The organism is Rothia terrae (genome assembly GCF_012396615.1).
In the GTDB taxonomy this organism is placed as follows: Bacteria; Actinomycetota; Actinomycetes; order Actinomycetales; family Micrococcaceae; genus Rothia; species Rothia terrae.
Window position 1 is genome coordinate 14,105 of the sequence record NZ_JAAXPV010000006.1, and the last position, 23,513, is coordinate 37,617.

Below are 23,513 nucleotides of genomic sequence, written 5' to 3' on the forward strand. Positions count from 1 at the left end.
GCCTTTTTGTATGCCCAGTAAAGGCCCTAGCCAGCAGTGTAGGTTCTCAAAATGTAAGACTACTGTGAATCAGTTCTTTACCCCGCAGTAGAATCATCACATTGATAATTTGTGGATTATGAGCCAGACCCGGCGCTCTGAACACAAGAAAAATCGTATTTTGCTTTCATCACCGCACCCAGTGATCAGCAAAAGATACACGCATCATTTTTTCTGGGGCAACCACGTCGAAAGACAGCGTTGCCCATTTTTGTGATTTATAAGGTTATTCAGATGACTCAATCATCGGTTGCGGCACCTAAGAAGCGCGAGAGCTTCTCAAGCCGCAAGGTCTTCATCTTCGCTGCTATCGGCTCGGCAGTGGGTCTGGGAAACATCTGGCGCTTCCCCTACATTGCTTTTGACAATGGCGGCGGTGCATTCATGATTCCCTACCTGGTAGCACTGCTCACCGCTGGTCTGCCTTTCCTCTTCTTCGACTACGCAATCGGCCACCGCGGACGCGCATCCTCGCCTCTTGCCTTCCGCCGCCTCAACCGCAAAACCGAGTTCATCGGTTGGTGGCACATGGGCATCAACGTCATTATCGCGATTTACTACGCGGCAATTATCGCGTGGTCACTGCGCTACATGATTTTCTCGGTCAACCACGCCTGGGGCGACTCACCGGCTGACTTCTTTAGCGGTAACTTCTTGCAGGCATCAGACCCCACCGCTGGCGTCACCTTGGACTTTGTTCCCGGCATTTTGATTCCGGTTGTTCTGATTTGGGTGGCTCTGTTAGTCATTATGTCTTTGGGCGTGCAGAAGGGCGTTGGCGCGGCGAATATCGTGTTTATTCCCGTGCTCATCGTCATGTTCTTGGCTCTGGTGATTTACTCGCTGACTCTGCCCGGCGCATTCGACGGCTTGAACGCTTTGTTTACCCCTAACTGGTCTTCCCTGCTGGATGCAAAGGTTTGGGTGGCTGCATACGGCCAGATTTTCTTCTCGCTGTCCATCGGCTTTGGCATCATGATTACCTACTCGTCGTACCTGAAGAAGCAATCAGACCTCACCGGTACCGGCGTGGTCGTTGGTTTTGCAAACTCAGGTTTCGAGCTGCTGGCAGGCATCGGTGTTTTTGCGGCTCTCGGCTTCATGGCAAACGCTGCTGGCACCCAGGTTTCTGAGGTTGCGACCTCCGGTATTGGTCTGGCGTTCATTGCGTTCCCGACCATCATTTCTCAGGCACCTGCAGGTACCCTGATCGGCATCTTGTTCTTTGGCTCCTTGCTGTTTGCCGGTATTACCTCGTTGATCTCAATTGTTGAGGTTATCGTTGCGGGCGTACAGGATAAGTTTGGCGCTTCACGCGTGGTCTCAACCGCAGCTGTCATCGTGCCTCTCGCTATCGCATCCACCCTGCTGATGCCCACCACCTCGGGCCTTTACGTTCTGGATATCATGGACAACTTCGTCAACCAGTTCGGCATTCTGGCAGCGGGCTTGCTCTCCATCTTCTTGGTGGGTTACGTAGTGCGTGCTTTGCCCGTTCTGCGCGATCACGTCAACCAGACCGCGTCCATCAAGATTGGTCCTATCTGGATGATTCTGCTGGCGGCAGTTACCCCCATCATCTTGGGTTACTCCCTGATCAACACCTTTATCGGTTTGGTCAAGGAACCCTACGAAGGGTACCCCACAGAAATGATTAACATCTTTGGCTGGGGCATGGTTCTTCTGCTGCTCGTTGTCGCTGTCGTAGTTTCATTCCTGCCGTGGTCATCGCGTTCACGCGCAGCCCTTAAGGCACCGGCTCCTCCTGTGGCAGCTGGCAAGATTCAGCACGATGCGTCTACCGAAGTGAAAGAAGGTTAGTCCCGTGGGTACTTCAGCAATCGTTATGCTCATCGTTGCAATCTTGATGATTTGGGGCGGCCTTGCACTGGCAATCGTCAACCTCATCCGCAACCCTGAGGACGCCGAAGCTTACGCCAATAGCGACGGCGATTTGGAATAGTCCGAAAGACCGTTCATCAGTAAACCCCGGTGTCTTGAGATTCTGACATCTCAAGACACCGGGGTTTTACTGTCTTAAAGGAGGCTAGCGAAAGCGCTGGGGAAGTTCAGGCTCACCTAGCGTCAGCATCAACCTATTTGCCCAGTTGAAGAAGGCTGAGGCGTTGATGACATCGATAATAGAGGCATCATCAAAACCTTCTGCGCGAAGGGCATCCACATGCTTGTAACTAAAGGTCATCTGCGTCAAAGCCACCGCAGCATCCCTAATAGCGCTCCACTCAGTCGATCCCACATCGGCGTTAACATCGGCGAGCAGGGCATCAAAATCTTCACCGCGGTCAGACTCTTTGGCACCGCGTACCGAGTGAACCGATGCGCAGTAAATACAGCCGTTGACTTTAGACGCAGCGGTAGCTGCCAACTCGCGTTCTGCTCTGCCCAAACCGCCATCAACATTGTAGAAAATATCGAAATCGGTGAGGGTACGAGCGCGAAGCGCACCGGGATCTCGCACTAGCAACCTGAAGTATTCAGAGCCTTCTCGGTCTTTAGAGACCAAAGCTTCACGATGCTCATCGGTGAGCTCATTCTTTTCAAGCGGAGCTACCCAGGGTTTCCACCCCAGCGAATGACGAACGAACGTTGTCGGCCCAACCAGGTCCGGGTAAGTGCGCACATTATCGCCTACCGTCAGATGATCAACGGCCACGTGTTCATCGACCAAGCCAGAACCTGACGCCCCGCCAGCGAGTACCTGCAAACCCAGCACAACTCGTAGCTGAAAAGCTAGAAAAGAGATCAGCTGATAAAGGGTAACGACCTCGTCCTCGGTGAGGTACTGACGTACCTGCGAGAGTACCCGAGCATCAGCCTGCGCAGGAGCCAAAGTAATGACGCGCGTTGCCGCTAAAATCGCGTCCAGGCGCTCGCCGGAGGCCTGCTCTTCAGCGGCAATTTCTTGATAGAAGGTTGTTGCCTTTTCTACCTGATGCAGGCAGGCGACCTCAGCTGCCACCGCAAAACGTTCCGCTGGAGTCAGGGAACTCTCGCCCTCTACCAGCAACTCGAAGCTCTTCTGCGCGTTCTCCACAGCGTCCTGACGCATGCGTCGCACTGAGCGAAGGTTGTCCGGAATCTCTGAGAGGATATCGATAATATCTGCCATCGTATACTCCTTATCTCTACAGTCCCATGTTCAGTGAGCCGTCCCGAAAACGCTGACCCGGGATAGCATCGATCAGCGATCGTGTGAAGGTACTGGTGGGTGATGAGAACACGCGCTCTGTCTCACCGTATTCGACCTGCTGGCCGGCACTCATCACCGAAACGGTATCTGAAATCTGACGAACCACTGCAAGGTCGTGAGAGATAAAGACATAGGTGAGTGTCAGCTCTTCCTGTAAACGCGCGAGCAGGCGCAGAATCTGAGACTGAACGGTGACGTCCAGCGCCGAGACTGCCTCGTCGAAAACAACAAGCTCAGGTTCTACAATCAGTGCGCGGGCGATAGCAACGCGTTGACGCTGACCACCGGAGAGCTCTGCCGGGCGCCGGGATGCGAACTCAGGGTCAAGCGAGACAAGTTCTAGGTAGCGAGCCACCCTCTCTTTAATCTGAGACTTGCCGACCAGTTTAAAGTTTTTGAGTGGTTCGGCGAGCGTAACTCCCACTGTCATTTTGGGGTTCAGCGATGAGTAGGGGTTCTGGTAGACCAGCTGAACATGCTTTCGCAGTTGCTTGCTCTTGGGGTCAATGCGCTTGCCTTCAAAGAGGATCTCGCCGGTGGTGGGGCTTGAGAACCCTGCGATGGCGCGTCCTGTCGTGGTTTTGCCGGAACCGGATTCACCCACGATAGCGTGCGTGGTGCCGCGCTGAACGTCGAAGGAGATATTCTCAGCGGCGGTGAAGTCCCCAAATTTCTGTGTAAAGTTGCGGACGCTCAGCAGGGGAGCGGGCTCTGCCTGCGCAGAGACATCGCGTTGCCAAGGCGCTACCGCGTGAGCTGATTGCTGGGCACGGACTGAACCTGCAACGCTGCGTCGCTGGGGGACGCTTGCCACCGACAGCGACGGCGCATCGGCAAGTAGCTGTCGGGTGTAGGAGTCCTGCGGGTCAGAAAGAACGCTGGCTGCGTACCCTGTTTCTTTCACCTGTCCATCGTGCATCACCACGATGCGGTCTGCCCGGTCGCCTGCCACAGCCAAGTCGTGAGTAATGAGCAGAACGCCAATGTTTCGGCTGTGTCGTAATTCGTCGATGAGATCGAGAATGGTTTTTTGAACGGTGACATCCAGGGCGCTGGTGGGCTCGTCCGCGATAATGAAATCCGGTTCGAGCGCCAGAGCAGCTGCAATGAGCACGCGTTGCTTCATACCGCCGGAGAGCTCGTGCGGGTACTGACGGTACCGATGCTCGGGATTATCAATACCTACCATCTCAAGCAGTTCGATGACTCGTGCTTTTCGCGCCTCGGTTGATAGCGAGGTGTGAATTTCTAAACCTTCTGAAACCGAAGCTCCAATGGTTTTCACCGGGTTCAGCGAGTTATTGGGATCCTGCGGAATGAGACCGATGCGCGGCCCGCGGATGCGTTGCCACTGCTTGTCAGTGAGCCTTGCGAGGTCAATCTCGCCCAGGTGCATAGTGCCAGCGGTGATTTGCGCGTTATCGGCTAACAGACCAATGGCGGCCTGCGCGGTTGTAGATTTACCGGAACCTGACTCACCCACCACAGCCGTAATCTGGCCGGGCGCCACGCTCAGAGAGACATTCTGCACCGCCTGGACGACGCCGCGCGAGGTGGAATACGTGACAGCAAGGTCTGAAATAACAAGAGAATCGTGAATGCTCATCGTGCCTTCTTCTGAACGATATGGCTGAGGTGGTTTGCTGACATCACAACAGCGATGATGACGGCACCGGGCAAAACGGTCAGCCACCACGAGGTTGCAATGTAGTCACGGGCGTCCGCAATAATCAGGCCCCACTCGGGAGTAGGCGCCGGCGCGCCGTAGCCCAAGAAGCCCAGCACAGAAAGCTGCAATATAGCGCTACCAAACTGTACAGCTGCCAGTGCAATCACAGGCGTCAGCGAGTTCGGCAGAATGTGGCGGGTGAGCACCTGAAAACGCGATGCACCCGATCCATAGGCAGCCTCGACAAAATCAAGCGAAGATACCGAGATCACCTGTGAACGCGCCAAACGGGCAAACGTAGCCACAGAGGTAATACCTACCGCAATAGCCGCGTTAACCGTGCCGTAGCCCAACAAGATAATCACAGAAAGAGACAACAGCAACGAGGGAATCGACAGCAACACATCCACGATGCGCATGAGCAGAGCATCCAGCCAACCACCTTGTGCACCTGCAATGAGACCGAGGATTGTACCGACAACCAGCCCCACCAGAACCGCTACAAGAGCACCGAGCAGAGACTGACGCGTTCCGTAAATGACGCGGGAATAGAGGTCGCGTCCTACCGAGTCGGTACCGAACCAGTGCTCAAGACTGGGGGAGAGAAGCGCCCCGCTGGTGCCGCTGAGCGGGTTGTGCGAGGTAAAGAGACCGGGAACTAGCGCCGCAAGCACCGCGAGAATAAGGATGATCGAAGCGAGTATGACGCTGGGTTTTTTGAAAGTCGCCGTATTCATCGTTATGCGCGTTCCTTTCGGCGCACTCGCGGATCAAGTACCGGGTGCAGCAGATCGACGAGGAGGTTGATAAGAACGTAGAGGGTCGCGGCTATAACAACCACCGCCATGAGAACGGGAGTATCGCGGTTAGCAACGGCGTTGACCGTCATCTGACCAATTCCGGCGCGTCCAAAGACAGCTTCGGTAACAACTGCGCCGCCCACGAGCTCACCGAAGAGCACACCCGCGATGGTCAGCGCAGGAAGGATCGCATTGCGTAGAACGTTGCCAAAGAAGATGCGTGATCGCGATGCGCCGCGGGCCTTGACCACTGAGATAAAGGGCTGACGTTCAACGTCTTCGATGGAACGCACGAGCACCTGAGCAAGAGGCGCCGCAATGGGAATCGAGAGCGTGAGCGCCGGCAGAATCAGCGACTGCACGGGGGATGCGCCGATAACCGGTACCCAGCCGAGTTTAAAGGAGACCAGCTGAATGAGAATAATGCCAATCCAGAAGCTGGGGAGCGAGACCATCAGCGACGGTAAACCGAGAACAAAGCCACGTAGACCGCGAGAGAAGGACGCCGCCACTGCGATCAGAAGAGCCCAGATGCAGGCAAGAACAAAAGCTGAAATGGCGAGCGCCAGCGTTCCGGGCAATGCTTCTGCCACCATGGATGCAATCGACGCACCGGTTTGCACGGAGTAGCCGAAATTGCCGGTTAGAAAGCCGAACAGCGAGGTGAAGTACTGGACAATGAGTGGTTTATCTGCACCGTATTCGGCACGAATTGCATTGATCTCATCGCTGCTGAGCCCTAAATCGGGACTGGCATAGCGTGCCATGATCGCATCGGACGGGAGCGCTGAGAGCAGGATAAAAGCGAGCGTGTACGTTGCGAGGAGAACAAGGAGAGCTTGCCCTATGCGCAACCACAATTGGCGAGCGGTCACTGTGATTCCTCCAAACGATCATGGTTGATACGAACGTTATAGAAATTGGGTCGGCCGATAGATTCTTCTTCAAAGCCTTCAAGGTAGGGCTGGACGCCGTAGACCTGGGGCTCTTCAAAGAGAGGTAGCGCGTAGGCTTTTTCGGCCATCATGCGCTGGGCTTTGGCTGAGGCTTCTGCGCGGTCTTCTTCGCGGGGTGAGGACGCGATTTGCTCCAAGAGCTTCTCAAGTTCGGGATCGCCCAGCTCACCGGTTTCTTCATCGAGGTTCAGCAGGGAGTCTCGGTTGTCTGAGTGAAGGTGAGATTTGAGCACGTCGTAGTCTGCGCGTCCCACCATAGTGTGGCGAATCTGAACCTTGTTGATGTCTTTAGAGTCGGCGTCCTGCGCTGCTTGATCACCGGGGTTGAGCGTGATTTCAATGCCGATGCGGGCGAGTTGCTCTTGAACCTTGGTGATGACTTCGCGTGAACGCGGCTGGGGCAGGGCTTCGTTGATGTTGAGCGTGAGGCGCTGACCGTCTTTGCTACGGATGCCGTCTTCACCGCGTACCCATCCAGCCTCATCGAGCAGGCGTTGAGCCTTGTCAGGGTCGTAGACGTAGTACTGGCTCATATCTTGATAGCCCAGTGCAGAAGATGACAGCACAGAGTTGGCTTTGGGATAAGAGTCAGAAAACAGCGTCTCTAGAATTTCATCACGGTCAATACCCGCAATGATGGCCTGACGAACGCGAATATCAGACAGGCGAGGGTCCCTGAAACGGAAGGCCAGCTGGTTGGTGACGCCATTGGTGGAGTGCGATGAAATGGTGAGTCCCTGCTCCTGCAGGTGTTTTTCAACGGGGGCTTCGATCTGGCGAGCGATGTCGCCTTGGCCGGAGACGAGGCCGCCGGTACGCACGGATTCTTCAGCCGCTAACACGTACTTGATGCCGTCGATGTAGGCGCGTCCTTGATGCTCAGACTCAGCAGGAGCCCAGTCATAGTCTTCACGGGCCTTCATGGTCAGCGATGAGTTCATCTGCTCATCTTCAATGACGAAGGGGCCGGAACCGATAATCTCGGTTGCCTTACCCGGGGCGAATCCCGTGGTGTCTTTATCAAGCGTGGCATCAGAGAGCAAACCGGCATTGAAAGAGCTGGTTGCCTGCGCGAAACCGGGGGCGGGTTCAGAGAAGAAGAAACGCACGGTATCTTCATCAACTACTTCACCGTGATCGTAATTAGTAATCTGCTCCGACGAGGTGAGCTTGCGGGACTTATCTCCCTTGCCGTAAAGATCGAAGTTCTTGACAACGTTCTCAGCAGTGAGCGGTGAACCATCGGAGTAGGTGACATCGGTGCGGATGTCAAAAGTGTATTCGGTCGCGTCCTCGTTAACCTCGGGAAGCTTAGTCGCAATCCAAGGAGACAGTTCAAGCGTCTCAGGGTCCTGATAAAGCAGTCTGTCTGTGACCTGGTTGAGCACACCACCGTTAGCGTAGAAACCTGCCGACGGCGGGTACAGCGTCTTGAAGAAATTGGGTTCGAGGTAGGTGACGATATCGTCCTCGGCTTCAGAGGCATGTTGCGTTACGTTACCGCACGCTGTGACACCGAGGAGCAATGCGAGCACAATGGAACTCAGCGGCATTGCACGTTTTTTCATCTGCGTGGTGGCTTTCTTGCTGGGGGCTTTGGCCCGTACGGTGAGAATGTGAGGGCTTTTTCACCCTAGCTCAACGCGTGCAACAGTTGATAAGTAAAATGTAAAAGGAGTTAACATTGAGGCCCTCGGTCGTTATCATTGGTGCTGGTCCGCGCGGTATTTCGGTGCTTGAGAGGTTAGGCTCACATCTTGCGGCTACGGGATCTAAGCAGCCGCTTGACGTGCATATTGTGGATGATGCACAACTGGGCGCCGGACGCATCTGGGACACCGAGCAGACGCGTACCCTGTGCATGAACACGCTTGCCGGTGCGGTGACTCTCTTTACTGAACCCGGTTCAACGGTGAGTGCTCCGGTTATTGAAGGGCCCACGATGTACGAGTGGATTCAGATTCTTCGTGGCGAGTCGGTGCGCGAGCAAGCCCAGAGCATGTTTGATCGTTTTCCTGAAATTCTTGACGCTAGCTTTGATGAAGAAGTGCGCGCTACCCGTGTGGAATCTAACCCCTCGCGAGCGCTGTACGGTGCTTACCTCAGGTGGTGCTTTCGCGTTGCCCTGGGGTTGATGCCTGAGCACGTTACCGTGCATCAGCATCATTCACGCGCTGTTTCCATTGACGAGCGCGACGGCTACGATTTGGTACATCTTGCCGATGGCACAGAGCTGGTCTCTCACTCGACAGTGCTTGCAACAGGCTGGCAGCAACCACACCCCACCGCTGACGAAGAACAGCTGGCATCAGCACCCGGAACATGGATCGCACCGGGCAACCCCCTCGATCAAGACGTGCAACAGATTCCCGCCGGGCAGAAGATACTGGTACGCGGACTGGGCATGGGCTTCTTCGACGTCATGGCTTTGACCACCATTGATCGCGGTGGAAAGTTTGTAGAGGACTCCGAAGCCCGTTCGGGTCTGCGCTATATTCCCAGCGGGCAAGAGCCCCACTTCATCGTAAGTTCCGGACGCGGCTACCCCTACCTTCCCAAATCAGAATATAAGTCCTTGCCACCCAAGGCTGCGCTTTCTCGACTCAAAGCGGTTATTGCTGAGCTGACCGGCGAAGAGCGCCAGCACGAGCGCATCGATTTCGGTGAACAGGTGTACCCCGCCATCGTCAAGGACGCCTACGAGGCCTACTACCGCGTCCTTGCTCAAAATCACCCCGAGGCGCTGACCGCAGGCATCGAGACCGTAGTTGAAACCATCGATGCGAGCGAGCTTTCAGAGATGGATATCGCCCTGGAACTTTTTGTGCCCAACCCGCACGATCGCTTTAGCCTGAGCTACTGGCAAGACCCTGTTACAGCTCTAGCGGGAGATAAACCGCTCAGCATTGACGAGCTCACCTCGCGTATTGCCAAGCACATGGTCTTTGACATTGAACAGGCTCTTCTGGCCCGTGATAGCGCGGTCAAAGCAGGGCTGTGGTCTATTAGCGCCTCTCGTAAACCTGCCAGCATTCTGGGTGCAGAAGGACGCTACACTTACGATTCTCGCCTCTCGCTGTATAAATCGTTTATGGCATTTGGTCAGATGGTTGGTTCTGGCCCTCCGCTGTTCCGTACCCAGCAGCTCTTGGCGCTGGCGGACGCCGGTTTGGTCAGCTTTGCAGGCGCCCGACCGCAGGTGCGCGTAGACGGTGACGGTTTTGTGATGACGGGCAAAAATATTGCTGAAGAGGTGCACGCATCGACTCTGGTGGACGCGTGGATGTACAGCCCCGATACGCGTCGCCCCGCCGATGCCTCCACAATTTCCATTCAGGGTCGCACGCGTCCGTTCCGAGAAACCTTCGCCGATGGCTCGCCCGTTGCAACCGGATCGCCCGAGGTTGTGCCTGCAACCCGTCAGCTGGTCAATCCTGATGGAACCGCTGATCCACGTCTGCACCTCATCGGTATTCCTACGTACGCGCAGTTGCCTGACACCACTATTTCTCCCATGCCGGGTACCAACCCGCTGATGTTGCAAGAGACAGATAAGGTGGCGGCGCACCTTCTTCAGGTGGTGGGCATCAAGTAGTCTCACCGCCGGTACTCAAAGATCCCGTGTATGGTACACGGGATCTTTGAGTCTCTAGGCGCGTGTGTTAGGCGCGTGTGTTGGCCACCTGCGCCCTGCGATGGACGCGACGACGCTGGTTGTGGCGTAGGGCGTCCAAGATAAAGAGCGCGACTGCTACCCAGACGAGAATGAACCCTAACCAACGTTCTGTACTCATGTGTTCGTGGAAAATCAGCAGGGCAATGAGGAACTGCATAATCGGAGTCATGTACTGCACCATGCCCACCACCGACAGTGGAAGGTTTGCCGCAGCAACCGCAAAGCACAGCAAAGGAACGCCGGTGACAATGCCCGAGAACGCGAGAACCCAAAAATGTGAGGTGCCCTCTGATAGCAGGGTGAGGTTGCCTTGCGCATTGATAAAAGCAATAACAGCCAGGGCAATAGGGCTCAGCAAGAGAGTTTCTGCGCTGAGCGAGTTGAGAGCCGTCACCCCCTTGCCCAAGCGGCTTTTCACCAGACCGTAAAAGCCAAAGGTGAAGGCGAGACCGAGCGCCAACCAGGGGACCTGGCCGTAGAGAATACTCATCGCTAACACCGCCACGGTAGCAATTCCCACAGCCACCCACTGCAATTTTCGAAGCTTCTCATGGAGCACTACCACGCCCAAAAGCACAGACACCAGCGGATTGATGAAATAACCCAGCGAAGCTTCAAGGGTGTTGCCGGTGGTCACCGCAATCACGTAAATCAGCCAGTTGCCACCCACTAACAGCCCCGCAACAAAAAGACGCGCCATGAGCGATCCGTTGCGCACCAGCGTCCAGAAGCTTCTCCAGGTTCCCGTGACCACCAGAAGAATGGCACAGAAAATCAGCGAGAACACCACACGCCACGCAACAACTTCAAGGGCAGACGCCGGGGAAGTCAACACAAAATACAGCGGGAAGGCGCCCCACATCAAATAGGCGCCAAAAACAGCTAAAAGACCTGTGCGGCTGAGCCCATCGGAGGCTGCAGTGGTAGAAGACTGAGCCATAGAACCTGCTTGAGTTAGAAAAGAGTATGAAAGTGACTACTCATCATAAAACTCTTGTGAACACTCAAAATCAAATGAGGCTATAAGAAACCCCGGTCCGCCGTAAGAAACGGCAAACCGGGGTAACACGCGAAATGTTCAGTTTCGCTTTAGTCTTACAGACCGAAGAAACGTGAGAAGAAGCCCTTCTTCTCCTTGGTCTCCTTCTTGGGAGCGTGCTCAGCTTCTTCGCGTTCTGCCTCAAGATCCGGAGCTTCACCGGCAACACGGAATGCTGCGGGCTTGTAAGCTTCGTGAGACTCTTCAGCCTCGTCAACCTCAACGGTTTCACGTTCGGTGGTTGCGGGAGCTTCCTGAACCTCTTCGGTCTCAATCTGCTCGAACTCATCAGCGTCGCGGTCTTCAGCAACCGCAGCGTCGTCGAATGAGCCGGTGGTGACGCGGCCGGGCTGAGCATCGTCGCGAGGATCCTGATCATAGGGGTCAGAAACATCGGTGTAGACACGGTCGGTGGTAGTGGTACCCTCGACCTCTTCAGCTTCACGAGCCTCACGTTCAGCGGCTTCACGCTCAGCAGCTTCGCGTTCTGCGCGGGCAGCTTCTTCGCGAGCTTCCTGCTCAGCTTCGCGCTGGGCAGCTGCTTCTGCCTCAGCCTGACGTGCTGCAGCTGCCTCACGTTCAGCTGCCTCACGTGCGGCTGCTTCTTCGCGGGCCGCGCTATGCTGAGCTGCCTCTGATGCTGCAATGCGCTCAACTTCGCTGCGTTCGCTGCGCATCTGCTCACGCAAGGATGCTGCGTGCGCGGCGCAACGATTGAGTTCATCAGCGTCAACGGTGGGCTCGGCAGGCTCAATGCCTGAAATCTTGCCCTCGTCGAACCACAGGCGCAGGGCGCCGTCGGTTGCAGTGATGACAGCGGTCGCTTCGGTGTCCCACTCAATGTGCGCACCGCGCAAACGTGCGTAAGAATCAACAGCCTTGAGGTGGTTCACAGCGGTGCCGGTCTGCAGAGCCTGTGCCATTACGCGTCCCATGCGGTTGACGGTGGGAGCTTCAAGTTCAAGAAGATCACCATCGAGTAGCAACCATGCGCGCACGCCTGCACCGGCCTGAACGGGGTAATGCGCGTAAATGCCGGTAACTGCCTTGGTAGCAAGGGTGAGGCGGCGTGCTAGACCATCTTCAAGAACCAACTCGTCGGTGGTCAGCTCCGAGATTCCGTGCTGGCTTCCTGCCTCGCGTGCCTGAATAGCTGCTGAAACTACAGAGTCGGGAAAATGACCGAGTTCCTGCCACGACCAAATCCAAGAACCGCGTGATTCTGATTCGGTACCCAGAAGGTAGGGGGAAAGAGCAACTGAATCATCAGATGAAAGAGTAAAAGACGGAGCTGAGAAGTCCACTGACCATTCCGAGTCGCCGGTCAGCTCAGCCAGGCGTGCCTGGTATTCGGTAGAGATAAAGATTGATTCGTCAATCAAATCCTGCAGTGTTTTAGTCATAGCCTTAAGGCTATCAATGTTTGCCTGAGATGACGCACTATTTACGGTGTCTTCGGGAGGGCTTTTATCCTGCTAAACATCACATCGAGTTGCAGGCTTTCAGGGCTGGTGTGCTGGGGCTGGACGGTGGTGTCCACATAAATAACGTTCATTCGCAGAAAACAGTGGCAAGATCCCTTCCTGTCTGCTGAAAGGAGGGCGGTAGAATGAAAGGCAAACCTGATTACGTTGTCTTCAACCAGAAAATAACTTTATTTATGAGTAATTCACCCCGTTTTTCAGTGTCTGAACGTCCGGCACAGTTGCAACAGGCCCTCAATGAAGTGGGTAGCTGGATGCTTTCAACGGTGTCTACCACCGGTTGGAATGAGCTGGTGCTTGAGGCTAAGCCCGTTGGCGATTCATTCTTTGTGCGTTTTACGGAAAGCTACGATGAACGCGATGTGACTGGTACTTCTCGTTTGCTTGATGATGAAGAATTCGCCACGGAGCAGCTCTCTAGACTGCAGCACGCATCCTACGACGAGGCTGAGGGTGCTTGGCTGTCAGTTACCGTGGTGGTTGCCGCGAAGAACTGGCCAACTCCTGAGTATCAGGTCGGTGCCGCGTATAACCGCACCCATGAGCCGCAGAACTGGGACGGCGAAGGCGGCTTCAGCGCGCGAGATGTACGTGAGCACCTTGAGAAGTTCCCTCGCACCGATTCTCTTCCGGCGTGGGCTGATGCCAAGATTAATCGCGGACGTTCTTTGAACGTTGCCGATATTAATGATGAAGAATCGCCCAACCCTTATCTTCGTGACGCCCTCGTGCAATTTTCCGAAGAGCGCTCAGAACGCGCCCTCGTTAACGTGATGCGTCAGCTGATGGGTGGCGATATTCTTCTGGATGCTACCAACTCAGACTTCGTGGCCGATGGCGATAACCCGTTTAGTCCTGAAACCACGGTGAAGTACACCTTCGCAACGTTGGAGGGATACCGCGGTCTGTGCCTGTTCTCTTCTCCTGAGGCAGTTTTGAAGTCTCATCAGGAACAAGGACGCGAAGGCGAGCCTGTGATGGTTCGTGAAAATTCAGTGAAGGTCATGATGGATTTCTTGAACAACCAAGAAATTGATCTGCTGGTAATCGACCCGGGTTCACCGACAATGAGTGTTCTGGAACGTCCTCAGGTGCAGTGGGTTTTGGGAACTCCCCATAACCCTGCCGCGAAAATGGCTTTGATGGGTCAGAACATGCAACAGCTTCTTTCGGCTCTTGCCGCTCCCAGCACTTTCTTGCTCTTGGGCACTCCTGCCGGTTCTATTGACCGTCAGCCGCTGATTATCGACGGTGAAGCAGAAGAGGGCCGCACCCTGTTGACTTTTACCTCAGCTGCCGAGGTCTCCTCGCTTGATCCCACCCTGGAGGTCACCAGCGCCACCTCCATGGACGTCCTCCGATTTGCCGTAGATGCTGGTGTCGATAGCGTGCGCATTAACGGACTGAACCCGTACGCCACCCTGCCTATTGCCCAGGTCAAAGAGCTGGTAGAACTCGTGGACGCCGCATCCTTAGGGGTTAAATAAAACTCTGCTCTGTATTACCAGCAGATCTTAAAAAGGTGGGGCTACCGGTATCAACCGGTAGCCCCACCTTTTAGGTTTGAATCAGAAGTGGCAGAGACCTACTTCTGCTCAGCCACAGCCTTGCGGACGCGTGCGCCGAGTTCTTCGTGCACGTTCTCCCAGTACTGGAAAGCACGCTCAAGAACGGCGTCGTTATCGACTTCGCTCATATGACCAGCGATGTTTGCTACCAGACGCTCGCGGGCAGCATCGTCCATGGTCTCAGCGTACAAAGTGCGTGCCTGGCCCCAGTCGTCATCTTCAGCGTGAAGAGTAGCTGCAGAGCGTACCAGCTCACCGTCAAACTCCCAGCCGGTGTTCTCTTCGTGAGCCTTTACCGGATCAGCGTGCGGACCGCCGTATGAGTTCGGTGCGTATACTGGAGTGGAAGGATCGTTGAAGGTGTAGCGCATAGCGCCTTCCTTCGAGTAAGAGTTAATCTCAGCGTTCTTAGCGTAGTTAACAGGCAAATCAGCGTAGTTAGTGCCTACACGGTAACGTTGCGCATCGGCGTAAGAGAAGATGCGGCCGAGCAACATCTTGTCAGGTGAAGTTGCGATACCGGGAACAAAGTTGCTCGGTGAGAACGCAGCCTGTTCAATCTGAGCGAAGAAGTTATCGGGGTTCTTGTTCAGCGTCATCTTACCCACCTTGATCAGCGGGTAATCAGCATGAGGCCATACCTTGGTGAGGTCAAAGGGGTTAAAACGGTAGTTCTTCGCGTCATCAAATGGCATGATCTGAACATAGAGAGTCCAGCTGGGGAAGTCCCCGTTCTTGATGGACTCAAAAAGATCCTTGCGGTAATAGTCGGGGTCAGTACCGGCAAGCTCAGTTGCTTCTTGATCGGTCAGGTAATCGTTGCCCTGATCGGTCTTGAAGTGGTACTTCACCCAGAAACGCTCCCCGTCAGCGTTGATCCACTGGTAGGTGTGTGAGCCAAAGCCATCCATGTGGCGGAAGCTCTTGGGGGTACCACGATCACCCATAAGCCAGGTGACTTGGTGAGCTGATTCGGTGCGCAGGCTCCAGAAGTCCCACTGCATGGTGTGGTCGCGCAGACCTGAATCGGGCTGACGCTTCTGTGAGCGGATAAAGTCCGGGAATTTAATGGTGTCGCGGATAAAGAAGATCGGGGTGTTGTTGCCCACGAGGTCGTAGTTACCCTCGGTGGTGTAGAACTTCAGCGAGAAGCCGCGAGGGTCGCGCCAAGTATCGGGTGAGCCCTGTTCACCTGCAACGGATGAAAAACGTGCGAGCATTTCAGTTTTTACACCGGGCTGAAAGAGTGCAGCCTTGGTGTACTGCGAGATATCCTCGGTGGTTTCAAAAACACCGAAAGCACCGGAGCCCTTAGCATGTACTACGCGCTCGGGAACGCGCTCGCGGTTGAACTGCGCGAGTTTTTCAACGGTGTAGACATCGTGAAGGACGATGGGGCCGTCCTTGCCAACGGTGAGTGAATCGTTGTCCGATGCCACGGGGGTACCGGTACTGGTTGTTGTGAATGTACCGGTCTTGTTGATGGGGTTACCAGTCATATTCAACTCCTTTGGTGTTTTCGACTGCACGTCTCTTCAACGTGTTGCGGTGTGTTTCCAGCTGCTTGACAGGTGCCAAGTAGCTGCTGGGAAATCTATGAAAGCGTGGTGTTTTGCGCGACTATTTCGCGGTCAATTTCTTGCTGACAGTCAGCGCATATACCTCGGTAGAGAACATCAGCACTGATAAAGGTCATGCCGTGATGTTCGCTAGGAATGAGACAGGGAGCCTCTCCCACAGCGCAGTCAACGTCTTCAACGCGAAGGCAGCGAATGCAGAACGCGTGGTGGTGATTGTCGCCGGTGCGGGTTTCATAAAGAGCCGGTGTTCCGGGAGGTTCAAATTTTCTGAGCATGTCGATGTTGGTTAGGTCCGCCAGTACCACGTAGACAGACTGCATGGTGATGGTCGGAAGTTCTTCGCGCACGCTCGCGACAATGGCGTCGGCAGTAGAGTGCGGGGCGCGGTGTATAGCTGAGAGAACAGCCAGGCGCTGTCTGGTGACGCGGCGCCCGTGTGCTCGCAGTTCTTGTGTCCAGGCACGACGAATTGCCTCCGTCGCCTCCTGGCGGGGGCGAGCAGTTTGCGTTTGTTGAATCGTAGCCATACTTATAGTTTATAGTTATTATGAACAATTCACAATAAAAAGTTTGTGTCCCATCATGAGCTGACATGCTCTTTCAGTAAAATATGTACTGGTTGGACTATATTTAAGTGATGCGAATCAATAGGTTTAACTTTATATAGGGTGTTGTTGCTAAATACTACTAAACGGTAACATTGGAGGGATAAGATGAAGTGTAGTCATGCCAGTCCCACAAGCAACTGGCCAGCCCTAACCCCCAAGGCTGGCATCGCGTGCGGTAGTTTCAGTACAAGCTACCGGCATCGATAAAAGTTGTAATGTCATGACGATTACCCACACTTAATCCCCCCACTTATAAAAACCACACAAGATAGAGGCTCATCATTACCCCGTCGTACTCATTGCTCGAGGACTCCAGAACAGAACTTTCTGATGAAGTTCTGCTAAAAGCTGTACGCGCCGGCGAAGAAGGTGCATACGGCACCCTTTATGAGCGCTATCGTTCAACAGCTCAAGCTATCGCATACAAGCACACCAGTGACCCCGGTACCGTTGACGATATCGTGGCCGAAGCTTTTGCGCGCATCCTGCAAGCCCTTCGAAACGGTAATGGCCCCACCACCTTTATGGGTGGTTATCTTTCCACCACCATTGCGCACCTTGCGGGCGAATTTGGTCTCATTCGCGGACGCGAAGTTCCCGCTGACAGCGAGTCGCTAGAGAACCTTGCGACTTTTGATGAGACGGTGTTGCAGCTCAAAGACTCTGACGAGCTCATTAAAGCCTTTACATCTATGCCCGAACGCTGGCAGTCAGTCCTGTGGCTCACCGAAGTTGAAGAGCGTAAGCCCCGCGAAATCGCAACCGTTCTAGACCTCACCCCCAACGCGGTATCAGCACTTGCTGTACGCGCGCGCGAAAGCTTGCGCGAAGGGTTCCTGCGCGCACACCAATCAGCGCCGCAAACGGATCAGTGCCAAAAATACTTTGATTACCTGCCAGCGCTCGTCCGCGGTTCACTGAGCGAACGACGCACTCAGCAGGTACGCGAGCACCTCGAAGACTGCACCTACTGCACTTCTGAATACCTCTCACTGCTGGGTATCAACAAGTCCATGCGCGTCTGGGTCTTTCCTGTGCTCGCCGGCCTTGTTCCCTGGACAACCGATGGCGCTACCATCCTGAGCTTTATCAGCAAAACCGCTGTAGCTGGCACGTTGGACGGAGCGTCCCTACACACGTCATCGACTTCCGCTTCGGGGCTGAGCGCGTCCTCACATCAGGTAGCAGCAGGGGCTTCTGCCTCTCACGGCACCGGTAGCGCGCTTGCAGGTAGCAAAACCTTTGTTATCAGCCGCCCGTCAACCTGGCCATCTGCCGCGGGAACAAGCCCGCTTGCAATCGCCGGTGGCGGTGCGCTGGCCCTGGCCGCTGTGGTCGGCGGTATCTCAATGGGTATCAACAACTTCGCAGAAGAACCCGTGACTTCATCCGGCGACTCCGGAAGGATCGAAGCCTCAGCAGCACCCGACTCAAAGTCCTCAACGAACGACTCTAAGAGCGGAACTTCCGCAGAAGCCCAGCGAACAATGGGCGGCTCAATGGACGCTGAGTCCTCCTCAGATGAGGCGGCTGCAAGCTCAAACCGTCCTAGCTCGCTGGCTCTAGCCGGCTTGGGATGGGGCGCGAACGACAATTCAGCCGCTAACCCTTCAAGCGGTTCTGCTCCCGATGCAAATGCAGGGTCGTTGCAAAGCTTTGGTCAGGCATCAGACGGTGCTTCTGCAGCCAGCTCGCTACCTCTTGCCGGAGGTGCCCTTTTCGGTGGGTCCGCGGACTCTGAAAATAGCAATGCTACGGCAGGTCAGGAGTCTGTGACCGCAGATTCAAACTTATCTGCGCCTTCGAACGCCACTGACGCCACCGGTGAAAACGGTAGCGCTTCACGTGATGCGCAGAATCAGCAGCCTGCCGATAATTCGGACGGCTTTACTCCTACTCAGCCAGAGGAAGAGAACCAGCCGGAGCCTGTCGTAACACCGACCACCCCTGACCCGGTCGAACCTACGCCTCACGAGCACCCGGTGGATCCCGAACCGATCGATGATCAGCCAGAGCCTATCGACCCGGCACCTGCGCCGATTGATGATCCGGTGGACCCCGATCCTGTTGACCCTGAGCCTGTTGATCCCGTCGACCCGGATCCCGTTGTGGACCCCGTGGATCCTGCGCCTGTTCCGGCGCCTGTCGACCCCGATCCTGCCGAGGACCCGGTTGTTCCCGGACCTGTAGACCCGGATCCCGTGGTGGATCCGGTTGACCCGGCTCCCGTGGTGGATCCTGTAGACCCCGCACCCGTTCCGGACCCTGAGAACGGTGAAGACCGTGGTGTCCCTGCACCTGATCCGGTGGAGGATGACCGCCAGGTTCCTAAGAAGATTAAAGATCCTGCGGCGTTTAAGCGATGGGTAGTGTCTTTCTTTGTCAGGGATTTCGAGACGCCTGATCCCGCCACCCACTATTTTGTGTCGTATCGTTATAGCGAAAACGGGCAGCAATACACCGGAGGAAAGTGGCTACCTAAGGGTTTCGTCGATAACCGCTGGTTCTACTCGGGCATGGAATACCTCTATGGTTACGACAAGATGTTGGATGCTGAGATCATGTGGAATGAGAATCCCACTCCGTAACGGATGCCAAGACCCCGCATAGTGCGGGGTCTTCACCGTATGTGGGGTATTGTCACTGCAAACTCACAAGAAACCTAGGTATTTTAGAACTGTACTATCCGTTGAATGTGAAAGGATGCTGAAGCTACAGTGCACAACCACAATAATGGGCTTAAAACCGCTGTTCTGATGGGCGGACTGATGGCATTTTTGGTGCTCATCGGTGTATTTCTCGCGTACTTTACGAATAACAGCATTTTTATTTTGCTGATGTCTTTGGTGGGCTTGGTCAGTATTGCCTACAGCTATTGGAACTCAGATAAGCTGGCGCTACGTAGCATGAATGCTTATCCGGTAACCCGCGAACAGGTTCCTGGTTTGTACGCAATCGTTGAGGAACTTTCGGCGCGCGCGCAGCAACCGATGCCGCGCCTGTATGTTGCTCCTACCGCAACACCTAACGCCTTTGCAACCGGCCGAAACCCCGAGAATGCGGCGGTCTGCTGTACCGAGGGCATCCTGCAGCTTCTTGATGAGCGTGAGATGCGCGGAGTTCTTGGGCACGAGCTGATGCATGTTTATAACCACGATATTCTGACAGGATCAATAGCGGCTGCGGTGGCAGGTGTGATTGGTTCTATTGGCCAGATGCTGTCTTTCTCGATGATGTTCGGTGGCAATCGCGACGAGAACCGCACCGGGGCGCTTGGCTCACTCGTCATCGCCTTTTTGGGGCCGTTGGCTGCTGGCGCTATTCAGATGGCTATTAGCCGAACTCGTGAATACGATGCCGATGAGGATGGCGCACAGCTCACTGGCGATCCGTTGGCTTTGGCATCGGCGCTCAGCAAGCTCCACGGTGGAATTGCTCGTGTTCCGATGAATCCTAACAATCAAAAAACCGAGGGCGTGGCGGCGATGATGATTGCTAATCCCTTTGGCGGTTTGCGTAACGCCATGAGTACGCACCCGCCTATGGAGCAGCGTATTGCGCGTCTGCAGGATATGGCTCGCAGCATGGGGCAGTGAGACTTCTTCAGAGGGGTACCTAGAGTCCAAATGTTGCGGACGGCAAACTGGTTTGCTCTGGCATGAATAGCCTTGAGCGTGAGGTGAACCGGTAGGAAGAACCGTTGAACGTCCTTACGTTTGTGCTGGGCTTTAGATCCTTATGAATAAAGCTCAGCGCTAAAACAAGAAAAAAGCGTCCACCCGCTAGCAGGTGGACGCTTTTTTGGTGCTATGACGTGAGCTGTCGGTGCCCAGCGAGTTTAGCGGTAGTTGGTGAACTGAAGGTCAACGTCGAGGTCTTTGCCCTTGAGCAGCGCGATGACGTCCTGAAGGTCGTCGCGTGACTTGGAGGTTACGCGCAACTCGTCACCCTGAATGGTTGCCTTAACGCCCTTAGCGCCTTCTTCGCGGATAATCTTTGAGATTTTCTTCGCGTCGTCCTGAGCGATACCTTCTTTGATGGACACTTCAATGCGGTATTCCTTACCGGATGCGTAGGGCTCGCCCGCATCCAGGGACTTCAATGAGATGCCGCGCTTGACGAGCTTTGACTGGAAAACGTCAAGAACTGCAAGAGCGCGTTCATCTGAGTTTGCCTTGATAAGGATTTTCTCGCCGGAGAAATCAATCTCTGCGCCTACACCGCGAAAATCGTAGCGCTGTGCTACTTCTTTCTGCGCCTGATTGAGGGCGTTAGATACTTCCTGCTTGTCTACCTTTGAAACGATGTCGAATGATGAATCGCTAGCCACGGGGCCGTCCTTTCGTTCTTATGCGCTGCCGGTGAGCGCGTTTGGTGTTAACGGTACAGGGTTATTCGTTGGTGTGTCAGGTTCCGCGTGGCTTTGGGAGGCTTTATGAATCGTTACCTAACTGTGACCGCTTTCTCAGCTTCTGTTAATCTTTCGGGCGAAGAATAGTAGTTGTCCCCTAAACGGTAGGCGAATCGTTTGCCGTCTGAGAGAGTACGAGCGCACCGTTGATATTCTTCGGGCGCATACGGGATGCGGAAAGTACCGTACCTTTAGAAAAGAGGAAGCCAATGGCGATTGCTGATAAGAATGCATACGTTCTTGATGAGTACGCAGCTATCGTTGAGGAAATTATTCGTGAAGACGCTGATTCGTGTTTTGCATGGAGTGAGTCTGCTCATGGTGACCATGAGTATCCAGAGTTCGATAAAGTTGGTCTGACGCTTGAGCGTGCTGACCATATTCAGCGTTTTGAAGCGGTGAAAGAAAATATGGTTCGTGAGGTTCGTTCTGAGCTGAGCACGGTTCAACAGGCGTACCAGTATCTAGAGAATTTTGAGATGCGTCTTTTACGCGAGGCGGAGCTGGAAGCCGCATCGTAAGCGCTTTTGGTGGCTTTTGTCACAAACCCTGGTTTGAGTTTTTGATTTTCAAAAATGTTCGGTAGAGTATTCATGTTCGCGCAAACGAGAACGAAAGTTTTCAAGCGTTGACGCGGCAGATTACCCGAGCGGCCAAAGGGGGCTGACTGTAAATCAGCTGGCATTGCCTACGGGGGTTCAAATCCCTCATCTGCCACAGATAATCCCGACTCTGATGAGTCGGGATTTTTTGTTTAAGCTGGCCACCCCAACCCCGCCGAGATCCCGTTTTATCACCGAGATCCTGATTTAAAACAGGACCTCGACGTTTTTGTTTGGGGTATAAGACAAAAAGTTTCCCTGTGAGTCGCCGGTGATTCATCGAGAGAGAAACTTCTGTAAAAACACGTCAGAAAGCTGTAGCGTGTAAGCCATGGCTACGATTGAAGTAACTCAAGAAAATTTGACCGAACTCGTTGAAAACAATGACATTCTGCTTCTGGATTTCTGGGCAGATTGGTGCGGTCCCTGCAAGCAGTTCGCTCCCGTGTTTGAAGCAGCATCGGAAAAATACGATGACATCGCTTTTGGCAAGGTTGACACTGAAGATCAGCAGCAGCTGGCGGCAGCAGCAGGTATTACCTCTATTCCTACGCTGATGGCCTTCCGTGAGGGTGTACTGGTCTTCTCACAGCCCGGTGCTTTGAATGGCTCGCAGTTTGATCAGGTTCTTGACGCGGTCAAGGGCTTGGACATGGCAGAGGTTCACAAGCAGGTAGCTGAGGCTGAAGCAGCACAGGCTAACGAAGAAGCAAAATAAGATTCTTTAGATGAGGAGCCGGTCTCGTAGTGAGGCCGGCTCTTTTGCGTCCTTGCGCGAATTAGTGAAAACGGTGGTCTTGAGGTGCTAAGCGTGCGGCTTTGCGGGGTTCTTGGATTCTGGCAACTTTGATGAGCGTGACAACCCGGTGCCGGTGCCCAGCCCAAGGACGCAGTAGTTCTATCATGCCCGCGTCGTTGGTTCTTCTGCCGGTGAGCGCGTAGCCCACAGTATGCGCTAGGTGATAGTCGCCTACGCTAATGGCATCCGGGTGGCCGACTGTTTGTTGCAGGGTCTCGGCGATGGTCCACGGACCGATGCCGGGAACGGCATTGAGAGCGCGTGCCACTGCCGCGACATTGTGAGTGCGCAACAGGTGTTCTAGGGAATCTACCCGTTGTGCGTACTCAACAATTGCTCGAGAACGAGCGCCATCAAAACCGCTGGTGTGCCAGACCCAGGAGGGGAGCGATGCCCATACAGACGCGTCCGGAAAGACCTTGAGATCTTTGGGTTGATCCGGGTCGTCGGAGCGCGGCGCGTCGTTGCCGTAGCGCTTGATGATTGCTCGTAAACCGCCCATTGCTTCGATGCCGGTGACCCGTTGTTCTGCGATAGCGGTAATAGCATGACGCGTGAGTTGCCCTGTTGAGGGGATGCGTACACCGGGGTTTTCGCGGTGGGCAACGACTAATGAGGCTGGAAGTTTCTGGAAGGCGGGGTGCTCCGTGAACGCTGACCAGTCGTCTTCAAAGCCTAGCCAGCGGTGAACTGAGGTTCCTATGGTCTGGAGTGCTTGAGCAGATTCGCTCCATAAACGCACGCGAATAGGGCGCATCAACCGTTCATGAAGGTTGTAAATGTTCTCAGGTAACCGGTCAAAGCTCAGCAGAACATCGGATCCATCAGCGGTCGCTGTTGTCCAAATCTTTGTGTGCCCCTGCAATCGCGTGATTCGAAAGAGGGGGTCATAGTGACCGCGCGCCATTTGTCCCAGTGTTTGCGGTAGGTGAACCGGATGCGGGGGAGTGAGCATGAATGTGGCACGGAGCATGCGTTTATTCTTTCACGGGTCTGGGGGAGCATCGTAATTTTTACGGTAATCTAGCCGGTAAGAAAGCGAGGGAAAAACCATGGGTGTGAAAGTATCTG

General features: G+C 54.7%; 19 protein-coding genes and 1 tRNA gene. 9 read left to right on the plus strand and 11 right to left on the minus strand.

From position 1 onward, the window contains the following. The first annotated feature begins 273 nt into the window (after positions 1-273). Positions 274-1,860, plus strand: a complete 1,587-nt coding sequence (locus tag HF984_RS04475) for a sodium-dependent transporter (RefSeq protein WP_168614488.1) — start codon at positions 274-276, stop codon at positions 1,858-1,860. A 4-nt stretch (positions 1,861-1,864) separates the two neighbouring features. Beyond that, positions 1,865-2,002 (plus strand): methionine/alanine import family NSS transporter small subunit, encoded by a 138-nt coding sequence (locus tag HF984_RS04480; protein ID WP_168614489.1) that lies wholly within the window; start codon positions 1,865-1,867, stop codon positions 2,000-2,002. An 84-nt stretch (positions 2,003-2,086) separates the two neighbouring features. Here the strand turns inward: HF984_RS04480 and HF984_RS04485 are convergent, their stop codons facing one another. Genes HF984_RS04485 through HF984_RS04505 form a run of 5 tightly spaced genes read right to left on the minus strand, consistent with a single transcriptional unit; the run spans position 2,087 to position 8,243 of the window. Then, positions 2,087-3,169, minus strand: a complete 1,083-nt coding sequence (locus HF984_RS04485; protein WP_168614490.1) for an alkylhydroperoxidase domain protein — start codon at positions 3,167-3,169, stop codon at positions 2,087-2,089. Between the two features lie 16 nt (positions 3,170-3,185). Further along, complete coding sequence (locus tag HF984_RS04490) at positions 3,186-4,856, minus strand: dipeptide ABC transporter ATP-binding protein (protein WP_168614491.1); 1,671 nt, start codon at positions 4,854-4,856, stop codon at positions 3,186-3,188. Beyond that, positions 4,853-5,656, minus strand: coding sequence for an ABC transporter permease (locus tag HF984_RS04495; RefSeq protein WP_168614492.1), 804 nt, complete (start codon positions 5,654-5,656; stop codon positions 4,853-4,855). Before HF984_RS04495 ends, HF984_RS04490 begins: the two co-directional genes overlap by 4 nt. Before the next feature lie 2 nt (positions 5,657-5,658). Further along, the gene (locus HF984_RS04500; RefSeq protein ID WP_168614493.1) at positions 5,659-6,594 is read right to left on the minus strand and encodes an ABC transporter permease subunit; all 936 of its coding nucleotides are present in this window, start codon (positions 6,592-6,594) and stop codon (positions 5,659-5,661) included. Next, positions 6,591-8,243, minus strand: a complete 1,653-nt coding sequence (locus HF984_RS04505) for a TIGR04028 family ABC transporter substrate-binding protein (protein ID WP_168614494.1) — start codon at positions 8,241-8,243, stop codon at positions 6,591-6,593. Before HF984_RS04505 ends, HF984_RS04500 begins: the two co-directional genes overlap by 4 nt. 116 nt (positions 8,244-8,359) lie before the next feature. Here HF984_RS04505 and HF984_RS04510 point away from each other — a divergent pair, with 116 nt between their 5' ends. Beyond that, entirely contained in the window at positions 8,360-10,270 is a 1,911-nt protein-coding gene (locus HF984_RS04510; protein ID WP_168614495.1) for an FAD/NAD(P)-binding protein, read from the plus strand. A 67-nt stretch (positions 10,271-10,337) separates the two neighbouring features. On the opposite strand, the gene rarD is transcribed toward HF984_RS04510, so the two are convergent. Next, positions 10,338-11,291: an EamA family transporter RarD gene (gene rarD, locus HF984_RS04515; RefSeq protein WP_168614496.1), complete on the minus strand. Its 954-nt coding sequence runs from the start codon at positions 11,289-11,291 to the stop codon at positions 10,338-10,340. Positions 11,292-11,446: 155 nt separating this feature from the next. Further along, positions 11,447-12,793, minus strand: coding sequence for a DUF6882 domain-containing protein (locus HF984_RS04520; protein ID WP_168614497.1), 1,347 nt, complete (start codon positions 12,791-12,793; stop codon positions 11,447-11,449). Between the two features lie 257 nt (positions 12,794-13,050). Here HF984_RS04520 and HF984_RS04525 point away from each other — a divergent pair, with 257 nt between their 5' ends. Continuing rightward, positions 13,051-14,361: an SseB family protein gene (locus tag HF984_RS04525; RefSeq protein ID WP_168614498.1), complete on the plus strand. Its 1,311-nt coding sequence runs from the start codon at positions 13,051-13,053 to the stop codon at positions 14,359-14,361. A gap of 98 nt (positions 14,362-14,459) precedes the next feature. Here HF984_RS04525 and HF984_RS04530 read toward each other — a convergent pair whose 3' ends face one another. Both HF984_RS04530 and HF984_RS04535 read right to left on the minus strand, forming a co-directional pair. Beyond that, positions 14,460-15,941 (minus strand): catalase, encoded by a 1,482-nt coding sequence (locus HF984_RS04530; RefSeq protein ID WP_168614499.1) that lies wholly within the window; start codon positions 15,939-15,941, stop codon positions 14,460-14,462. 95 nt (positions 15,942-16,036) lie between these two features. After that, a complete protein-coding gene (locus HF984_RS04535; protein ID WP_168614500.1) occupies positions 16,037-16,549 on the minus strand; it encodes a Fur family transcriptional regulator in 513 nt (170 codons plus the stop codon). A gap of 380 nt (positions 16,550-16,929) precedes the next feature. On the opposite strand from HF984_RS04535, the gene HF984_RS04540 reads away from it, so the two are divergent. Both HF984_RS04540 and htpX read left to right on the plus strand, forming a co-directional pair. Continuing rightward, complete coding sequence (locus HF984_RS04540) at positions 16,930-19,218, plus strand: sigma-70 family RNA polymerase sigma factor (RefSeq protein ID WP_168614501.1); 2,289 nt, start codon at positions 16,930-16,932, stop codon at positions 19,216-19,218. Between the two features lie 129 nt (positions 19,219-19,347). Further along, positions 19,348-20,226: a zinc metalloprotease HtpX gene (gene htpX, locus HF984_RS04545; protein ID WP_168614502.1), complete on the plus strand. Its 879-nt coding sequence runs from the start codon at positions 19,348-19,350 to the stop codon at positions 20,224-20,226. A gap of 242 nt (positions 20,227-20,468) precedes the next feature. Here the strand turns inward: htpX and HF984_RS04550 are convergent, their stop codons facing one another. Continuing rightward, positions 20,469-20,960, minus strand: a complete 492-nt coding sequence (locus HF984_RS04550; protein WP_168614503.1) for a YajQ family cyclic di-GMP-binding protein — start codon at positions 20,958-20,960, stop codon at positions 20,469-20,471. 290 nt (positions 20,961-21,250) lie between these two features. Here HF984_RS04550 and HF984_RS04555 point away from each other — a divergent pair, with 290 nt between their 5' ends. The 3 genes from HF984_RS04555 to trxA all read left to right on the plus strand — a co-directional run bounded on the left by HF984_RS04555 (position 21,251) and on the right by trxA (position 22,361). After that, entirely contained in the window at positions 21,251-21,562 is a 312-nt protein-coding gene (locus HF984_RS04555; RefSeq protein WP_168614504.1) for a hypothetical protein, read from the plus strand. A gap of 114 nt (positions 21,563-21,676) precedes the next feature. Further along, positions 21,677-21,758 (plus strand) — tRNA-Tyr (locus tag HF984_RS04560). A 216-nt stretch (positions 21,759-21,974) separates the two neighbouring features. Beyond that, positions 21,975-22,361 (plus strand): thioredoxin, encoded by a 387-nt coding sequence (gene trxA, locus HF984_RS04565; protein ID WP_168614505.1) that lies wholly within the window; start codon positions 21,975-21,977, stop codon positions 22,359-22,361. A 61-nt stretch (positions 22,362-22,422) separates the two neighbouring features. Here trxA and HF984_RS04570 read toward each other — a convergent pair whose 3' ends face one another. Further along, positions 22,423-23,415 carry a DNA-3-methyladenine glycosylase family protein gene (locus HF984_RS04570; RefSeq protein ID WP_168614506.1) on the minus strand — a complete coding sequence of 331 codons (993 nt, stop codon included), beginning with the start codon at positions 23,413-23,415 and terminating at the stop codon, positions 22,423-22,425. Positions 23,416-23,513: the final 98 nt, after the last annotated feature.

Bases quoted from the DNA above. Each gene is read 5' to 3' on its own strand.
- HF984_RS04555 (WP_168614504.1), top strand. From the start codon at position 21,251: ATGGCGATTGCTGATAAGAATGCATACGTTCTTGATGAGTACGCAGCT.
- HF984_RS04475 (WP_168614488.1), top strand. From the start codon at position 274: ATGACTCAATCATCGGTTGCGGCACCTAAGAAGCGCGAGAGCTTCTCA.
- HF984_RS04505 (WP_168614494.1), bottom strand. From the start codon at position 8,243: ATGAAAAAACGTGCAATGCCGCTGAGTTCCATTGTGCTCGCATTGCTC.
- HF984_RS04520 (WP_168614497.1), bottom strand. From the start codon at position 12,793: ATGACTAAAACACTGCAGGATTTGATTGACGAATCAATCTTTATCTCT.
- HF984_RS04530 (WP_168614499.1), bottom strand. From the start codon at position 15,941: ATGACTGGTAACCCCATCAACAAGACCGGTACATTCACAACAACCAGT.
- rarD (WP_168614496.1), bottom strand. From the start codon at position 11,291: ATGGCTCAGTCTTCTACCACTGCAGCCTCCGATGGGCTCAGCCGCACA.
- HF984_RS04570 (WP_168614506.1), bottom strand. From the start codon at position 23,415: ATGCTCCGTGCCACATTCATGCTCACTCCCCCGCATCCGGTTCACCTA.
- HF984_RS04490 (WP_168614491.1), bottom strand. From the start codon at position 4,856: ATGAGCATTCACGATTCTCTTGTTATTTCAGACCTTGCTGTCACGTAT.
- HF984_RS04535 (WP_168614500.1), bottom strand. From the start codon at position 16,549: ATGGCTACGATTCAACAAACGCAAACTGCTCGCCCCCGCCAGGAGGCG.
- HF984_RS04485 (WP_168614490.1), bottom strand. From the start codon at position 3,169: ATGGCAGATATTATCGATATCCTCTCAGAGATTCCGGACAACCTTCGC.
- HF984_RS04495 (WP_168614492.1), bottom strand. From the start codon at position 5,656: ATGAATACGGCGACTTTCAAAAAACCCAGCGTCATACTCGCTTCGATC.
- HF984_RS04525 (WP_168614498.1), top strand. From the start codon at position 13,051: ATGAGTAATTCACCCCGTTTTTCAGTGTCTGAACGTCCGGCACAGTTG.
- trxA (WP_168614505.1), top strand. From the start codon at position 21,975: ATGGCTACGATTGAAGTAACTCAAGAAAATTTGACCGAACTCGTTGAA.